Raw genomic sequence first — 7,475 nt, 5'->3', positions numbered from 1 at the left:
GATTCCACCAGGCCGATGGCCAGAAAGTTGGTCAACAGAGCCGAGCGGCCATAGCTCAAAAAAGGCAAGGGCAGGCCGGTGATGGGGGCCAAGCCAATCGTCATGCCGATATTGACTACCGCCTGAAAGAGGATCATCGCCAACACCCCGATGGCAATGAGAGACCCGAAATTGTCCTTGGCTCCTTGGGCAATCCAGATCAGCCGCGCACACAGAATCCAAAACAGGATCAGCACCGTCAGGGTGCCGACAAAGCCCATCTCTTCCCCAATGGCCGAGAAAATGAAATCGGTGTGCTGCTCGGGGATAAAGTCCAGTTGGGTTTGGGTGCCCTGCTGGATGCCACGGCCCCAGAGCCCACCGGCGCCGATGGCGATGCGGGATTGAATCAGGTGGTAGCCGGATCCCCAGGGCTCTTGCATGGGATCGATAAAAATCTCCAGCCGCCGCCGCTGGTAGGGCTTGAGGATGTGCCAGGCCACCTGGCCCAGATGCCCGGAGAGCAGGTTGATCACTCCAAAGGTCATCGCTCCTGTCCACCGCCAAGGCAGCCGCCAAGCCGCTAGGCTCGCCATGCCCAGGCACCAGATCAGCCAGACCCAGAGCATCCAGCTCAACTCCGCGCGGGTGTGCAGGCCGTAGAGAATGGCCCCCACCCCCGGCGACAGCAGCAGGAGGATCCAACTGCCCTTGGCCCCGGCCCAGTAGAGCATGACCAGCAAGATCACCACAAACACCAGGGCGGTGCCCAAGTTGGGCTGCAGGAAGATCAAAACCCAAGGAGGAGCGACGACGGCAACGGCCACCCAGATTTGGCTGAAGTATTTGATTGGCCAGTGGTGCAAAATGGCCGCCAGGGTGATGATGACCCCCAACTTGGCAAACTCGGAAGGCTGTACCTGGACGCCGGCAATGGAGATCCACCGCTCTGCCCCTCCTCCCGCCGTGCCGAAAAAGAGCACTGCAATCAAGCCCGCCAAGGTCAGGCCATAGGTGAACCAATGCCAGCGCAGCAGCCGCTCGTAGGGGATCCGCGCCACCATCGCCAAAAACACCAGGCTGATCCCGGCCATGATCAACTGCTGCAGCCAGTAGTGGCTGATGGGACGCTCCCAGACAGCGCTGCGGATGGCGATGATGCCGATGCCCGTCAAGGCCAGCACCGTGGCCAGCAAAATGCCGTCGAACTCCCGCCAAGGCAACAGGATTTGCTGCAGGAGCTGTTTCCACCTTGACTGGGGGGGCACTTTCGGATCAGCGCTGGACAGGAAGAGGGCCATATCTGATGGAGCGACGCCGGCACCAGTTTATCTCTATTCCCAGCCCTGCAGTTGCTCTAGCCAGGCAGAGAGCCGGGATCCCACCTGTTCTCGGCGCTGCTCAAAATTGGCTGCTGCCCAAATCAAGAGCACCCCCAGCAAGATCCCCATCCCCCACAACAGGATTGGGTCAGTGGTTACCCACAGCCACCCCTGCCGCAAGACGCCCAGGCCAAAGCCCAGGGTGCCCGCCCACAGGTAGGCCCGCACCCGCAGCGCCAAACCCAGTACCCCCAAAGCCAAGCCCAGCCCCACCGGCCAAAACCCCGCCCCCAGTTGCCCGTGGGTTTCGATCAAAGTCACCAACACCAATAGACCCGACGAGAAGGCCCGCAGCCGGTGCCGACTCTCTCGAGCACCAGCCTGTTGCAGTCCGGGATCCACCTGGGCCACATAGAGCAGGGATCCCACCAGAGGCAGGGCATAGAGGGTCAGGGAAGCCCAATCCTGCTGCCAGCCGTAATTCCACAGGATCCAGTTGCTCAAAAACAAGCTGATGTAGCCCAGGCGCACCTGGGAGCGCCAGATGGCCAAGAAAGCGTAGTAGGCTGCCCCCAGCAACAAATTGCTGTTGTTGTCGCCGCCCGCCGTCACCACCAGGGCCAGCAACGGCGCCACCAAGGCCGTATTTGACCAGGGATCCGCCGGCCAGCCCCACCGTTGCCAGGGCAGAAAGTAATAGAGGAGTCCCAGCCCACAGAGCAGGGATCCGGCCCATTGCTCCACCCTCAAGCTGGGGAAGCCCAGCCACATACTACCCAGGCAGATGCCGACTCCCTGCCAAGCGCTGAGGTGGCACCAGGCCGTTGGCAGCCAGCCCGGCTCTGTCGGGGATCCCGGCGTCGATCTTCTCCCCTGGGCGGCGGCATAGGCCGCCAGGCCGGATCCCGTCAGCACCCAGAGGAGCCGCCCCCACCGGCTGAGGCGAAGATCGAAAAGCGCAGGCCAAAGGACGAGGTTGGCCAGGGCCCAGTTGGCCGAGGCCATCCAGCGCAGCCAAGCTCTTTTAAGCTGCAGGGTCGCCACCAGCCAAGGGGGGCAAAGGCGGTAGACCACTGCCAGGAGCCATCCCAGCAACGCGGTCAGCACCAGTCCATCTCCCCAGGATCCCCCTGTCTGCTGGCTCAGGAAGTGAATCCAGCTCTCGTAGGCAGCCAGTGACATCCCGCAGGCCCCCAGGATCCCCTTCCAGTTGACGGGAGGGTCTTCTTCCGTTCGCATAAGTGGGACGGAGTCCCCACCTTGCTCTTGTGCCCCTGGGATCCCCTGCCCCAGGCCCAACAACACGATGGCCAGGCCTAAGCTGCCCACGCCCGTCAGCTCGCTCCACTGGGCATGGGATCCCAGCCAACCCAGCCCGGCATAGATCAGCGGCCCTGTCTTCCAGCAACTCAGGGTCTGGACTCGCTGCAGGAGCTCTCCCCCGCCGGGGAACAGGAGTTTCTCCGGCCCTATCCAGAAGAGGATCCCCAAGCCCAGGTTGAGGACGGCCCACAGAGGCAGGATGGGACGGGATCCCTGCACAACCCAGAGCAGGATGCCGGTCGCCCCCAGCTCCAAAGCCCAGATCAGCCCGTAGGCGATCCCTTCCACCACCGCCCAGGAAACCGAGCCGGTGGCAGAGTCCGTCCCGTCGGCGCCAACGACCGCCGAGCCACCCCTTGAGAGAGCCACCCCCAGCCGCAGGCCGAGCGCCACCAGGGCCACCCCAGCCGCCAAGGGCAGAGCGCCGGGGAACATGGGCTGCTTGCCGACGGAAATGGGGAGCCGAGAAGGATCCGCCAGGGCCGCCGTTGTCGCCACTGTGAGGGCAAAGAGGAGCACCAACCCCAACAGCAGGCCCCAGCCATCCAGGGCCGGTCGGTAAGCGGCTTGTAGGCGAGAAGAGAGGCGCAAAATTCCGTAGCGACAGCCGCTCAAGAGCAACCCCAGCACCGCCAAGGCCAGCAGCCACTCCGCTTCCGTGAGCGTCGGCAATAGCCGGCTGATTCCCACCAGGCCGATCCCTACACCAAAGGCCACCGCCAGCAGTGCTTCTGGAGCGGGAGAACTGGGAGAGGGAGAAGCCCACAGCCACACCTGAGTTGCCAGCAGCAGCACTCCCAGCCCTAGCCCGAGCAGATCCAGGCCCGGCCTGCCGAGGGTGAGCCCCTGAGCCATCACCAGGGAAACCACCGCCAGAAGGCGCAGGGATCCCCGCGCCGGAATCCCTTGTCGCCAAGAAAAAGATCCCCCTTGCTCCGGGATCTGCAACCAGCGAGGCATAAACGCCAGGGGCGGCCAGGCCCACACCTGCGCCGCCGTCAAAACCGAGGGCACCGCCAGCCACAGCCAGCCAATGGACTCCGTGCCCTGCGCCAAAAACACAAAGTAGCTGGATCCCAGCAGCACCAGCCCCATCCCTTCGGCGCTCTGCTGCCACAGCCGCACCGGCAGTCCCCCAAAATGTCCTGAGGCTGCCAACAACCGCCCGCCCAGCGCCACCCGCCCCGTCCATTCCAGCAAGCCCAGCAGCAGCAAGATGGCCCCCCAACTGGACAGGCTCCAATCAGGCCAAAGCCAGCGGATCCCGGCCAGAAGCGCCCCCAGCCCATAGGCATGGGTCAGAAATACCCACCCAGCGCCAACCCTGGACTTCTGCCGCAGCCACCAGGCCAGGATGCCAGTACTCAACAGCAAATGCCAAAAGCAAATCGCCGGCTGGGGAAAGCTCAAAAGCAAGAGGGATCCGCCCAGCCCCAACACCAAGCGCTCCGTCGGTTCTGCCAGCGCCGCAAAACCCGCCTCCTCGCCTTCCCGAGGTCTCTGCTGCCAGCGGGCCGCCAGCCCCAGCCACAGCACCTCATAGGGCAACAGCACCAGCCCCAGCAGCCCCCAAACAGAGTCGAGGGGCTGCAACCCACCCGTTAACAGCGCCAGCACGCTCTCCCGCCAGCTTGCCGGCCACACCTGCCAAAAGGCCCAGGCAGTTTCCAGACCCAGCAAAAACAGCAGCGCCAACTCCACCCTCTGCTGACGTTGGCTCAGTCGCCTCGCTAAGAAGCGGATTCCCAGCAGGCTGATGGCCAACACCTGCCAGGCGTTCTCCCCCCAGTCGCTGGCCGCCAGCAGCCAGCCCAAAATCAACAGCACCCCGCTCCACCAGGGCCGCCCCACCTGAGCCGGCTCGTAGTCCTCAGCCGGGCTTTGGGGCAGCCAACCCAAGAGGGCCACCGCCAACCCCAACTGCGACACCTGCACCTGCCCTGAGAGCAGCCCCCGCAAGATCAACAAGGAGCCAGCCGCCCCGATGAGCCACAGCCGGGCCAGCGAGCGGCGGCTCCAGGTGTAAATCACGGTGCTGAGGATCCCCAAGTAGAGGATCCCAAGGACAAGGGTGGGACGAGACTCCGGCGGCCCTAGGCTCCAGAAGAGGTGTAAACCAGAAAGAGATAAGAAGTTCACCAACGTTCCGTAGAAAGCAGAACCCGCCCCCAGCAAGTCGGCCCGTCGCCAGGCTCCCCACGGGATCCCTATGAGTAACCCCAAAGCAACAGCTCGGATCCCCCACGGGATCCCCAGCCCGTCCAGCGCCCACATGTTGATCGGCAGCAGCAGCAAAGCAACAGCCTCTAAAGTTTGGCTTGTCAGACGCAGCCCGTCCTGCCGCTGCGCCCACCTCGCTCCCACCCCAAACGCCGCCGTATAAGCCAAGAGCACCCCGTACTGAGCTGCCGGGGAAAACTCTTGCCAGCGGCTGGCCGCCAGCACCCCCGAAGAGACCACCACCAAAAACAGGCCCAGGAGCAGCAGCCAAGCTACGCTCAGCTCAGACAGCAAGTTGTGCAACAACACAGCTATCCCCGGGGGAGAGGAGAGCTCCCTGGTTTCGGTTGGCGGCTCTTCCCCCGCCACGACAACCCCAGAGCCGGCCAAGCCAGCATTTCTTTCCCGCACCATCTGCGGGATCCAGATCAAATCGAGGAGCTGGCCGATCCCCAGCAGCCCAAAAGTCAGCAGCCAGAGCAGCCCTGTGCGCCAGCGACCCAGATAGAAGCGGTGCAGACCGCAAAGGCCGAACAAACCTAAAATCCAGAGCACGTAGGCCGAGCCCAGACTGGCTGGGATCCCCCCGCCGACAGAAGTGGCTCCTGGCGCCGATTCCGCCTCCAGCCGATACTGCTCCACCAGATGGCGAAAGTGCTCCGGCGTCAGCAAACCCAGCTCCAGCAAGGCTTGCAACCCCCGCAAAACCTGCTGCCGGGATCCCGAAACGGTGAAGTTGAACGAGTAAGAGCGGGACTGCTCGGCTCCCTCAGGTGGAATGTTATCCTGGGATCCCATGGCCGGATTCGTTGAGCAAAAAGGCTTGGGGCCACTGCTACTCTAAGCCTTGCTCTGTTGGATTGCTATGCTCTTCACAAATGCTCCAGCAAAGCGTGGGTGCTGGGCAGGACGGGGAGAGTCATCAACTGCCCCAGCCGCGAAACGGTGAGCTCCGCCGCCGGCATGGGTTCCGAGACCTGTCCGCTGCTGAACACCAGGACTTGGTTGCTGTACGGCAAGATCTCGTCCAAATCCGCCGAGGCAAAAACAATAGCCGTCCCTGCTTGGGCGCGTTCCAGCAGTTGACTCCAGACCCACAGCGCCGACTCAATGTCCAACCCGCAGATCGCAGCGCAGAAAGCCGCTCAGGATCTTGACCAAGGTGCTTTTGCCGGCCCCATTTTCCCCCAGCAGACCGTGGATCGTGCCCGCCTCCACCCGCAAGGACACATCGCGGTTCGCCTGTACCGCCCCAAAGCGCTTGTGGATGTGCAGCAGCTCCACCTTCATCCCGTCTATGCTAACCTGCCCCCCCAGACCCAAAATCCCGAAGAATACAGTTGCTGAGGTTGCAAGCGTCGGTGCTACGATAGCGGCAGCTCGCCGTCAGGCGTTGGCTACGGACGAGTTCAGCATCGATCTGTGGTTCGCCCTGCCCCTCTGCTTCGCCCTTCTCCCCTGCCACCCATCTCAGATAGTAACCGCCTCAAAATCTTCTCAGGCAGCGCCAATCCGGATTTGGCCCAGGAGGTGGCGCGCTACCTGGGCATGGATCTGGGGCCTATGTTGCGCAAGCGCTTTGCCGATGGCGAGCTGTACATCCAAATCCAGGAGTCGATCCGGGGTGCCGATGTCTACTTGGTGCAGCCCACCTGCCGCCCGGTCAACGATCACCTGATGGAGCTGCTGGTGATCATCGACGCCTGCCGCCGCGCCTCGGCCCGCCAGATCACTGCCGTCTTGCCCTACTACGGCTACGCCCGCGCCGACCGCAAAACCGCCGGACGGGAAGCCATCACCGCCAAGCTGGTGGCCAACATGATCACCCAGGCGGGGGCACACCGGGTGCTGGCCATGGATCTGCACTCGGCCCAGATCCAGGGCTACTTCGACATTCCCCTCGACCACGTCTACGCCCAGCCGGTACTGCAGGCTTACCTCAAAGAAAAAGGCCTGCTCGACGAAGATATTGTGGTCGTCTCTCCCGATGTGGGCGGGGTAGCGCGGGCGCGTGCCTTTGCCAAAAAACTCAAGGAAGCTCCGCTGGCAATCATCGACAAGCGCCGCCAGGCCCACAACGACGTGGAAGTCATGAACCTCATTGGCGATGTGCGCGGTAAAATCGCCATCCTCGTAGACGACATGATCGACACGGCAGGCACCATCTCGGAAGGGGCGAAGCTGCTGCGCAAGTCGGGGGCCAAGGCGGTCTATGCCTGCGCCATCCACCCTGTCTTTTCCGATCCGGCCATCGAACGCCTGCAGGGCGGACTGTTTGAAGAGGTGATCGTCACCAACACCATCCCCATTCCTCCAGAGCGGCATTTTCCAGGCTTGACCGTCCTCTCGGTGGCGAACGTGCTGGGAGAGGCGATCTGGCGCATCCACGAAGACAGCTCCGTCAGCAGCATGTTTCACTAAAGTTTCTCCAGAGCATCGCTAAAGTATAGATAGTGGGTGCAGAACGGGCGTACCTGCCGGGGATCCTTTGCTTTTTGCCCTGTGAAGACCAACTCAGCAGGTGCCCCCCATCTATCGCGATGGACTGGGTAGAGCTAGCTTCCCAGCCGAGTTTTTCCCATGTCGCCTCCCATTTCTAGGTCACCGAGATCCGTTGTGAACGGTTTTGTT

At 62.8% G+C, this 7,475-nt stretch carries 5 protein-coding genes; 1 reads left to right on the top strand and 4 read right to left on the bottom strand.

Annotated elements, in window-relative coordinates:
- From rodA to NW857_RS01905, 4 genes are all read right to left on the bottom strand, one after another.
- On the bottom strand, positions 1-1,280 hold a 1,280-nt coding region (rodA, locus tag NW857_RS01920), incomplete at its 3' end, for a rod shape-determining protein RodA (protein ID WP_414347625.1).
- A gap of 33 nt (positions 1,281-1,313) precedes the next feature.
- On the bottom strand, positions 1,314-5,642 hold the full coding sequence (locus NW857_RS01915; RefSeq protein ID WP_414367810.1) for an NINE protein: 4,329 nt from the start codon (positions 5,640-5,642) through the stop codon (positions 1,314-1,316).
- A 74-nt stretch (positions 5,643-5,716) separates the two neighbouring features.
- Positions 5,717-5,962, bottom strand: a complete 246-nt coding sequence (locus NW857_RS01910) for a hypothetical protein (RefSeq protein ID WP_414333889.1) — start codon at positions 5,960-5,962, stop codon at positions 5,717-5,719.
- A complete protein-coding gene (locus NW857_RS01905; RefSeq protein ID WP_414333887.1) occupies positions 5,952-6,134 on the bottom strand; it encodes an ATP-binding cassette domain-containing protein in 183 nt (60 codons plus the stop codon). The genes NW857_RS01910 and NW857_RS01905 overlap by 11 nt, the downstream gene beginning before the upstream one ends.
- Before the next feature lie 132 nt (positions 6,135-6,266).
- Between NW857_RS01905 and NW857_RS01900 the strand changes: the two genes are divergently transcribed.
- Positions 6,267-7,265 carry a ribose-phosphate pyrophosphokinase gene (locus NW857_RS01900; protein ID WP_414333885.1) on the top strand — a complete coding sequence of 333 codons (999 nt, stop codon included), beginning with the start codon at positions 6,267-6,269 and terminating at the stop codon, positions 7,263-7,265.
- Positions 7,266-7,475 lie beyond the last annotated feature (210 nt).

Source organism: Synechococcus sp. H55.9 (genome assembly GCF_047462355.1).
In the GTDB taxonomy this organism is placed as follows: Bacteria; Cyanobacteriota; Cyanobacteriia; order Thermostichales; family Thermostichaceae; genus Thermostichus.
This window is presented reverse-complemented; position numbering and strand designations above follow the sequence as displayed.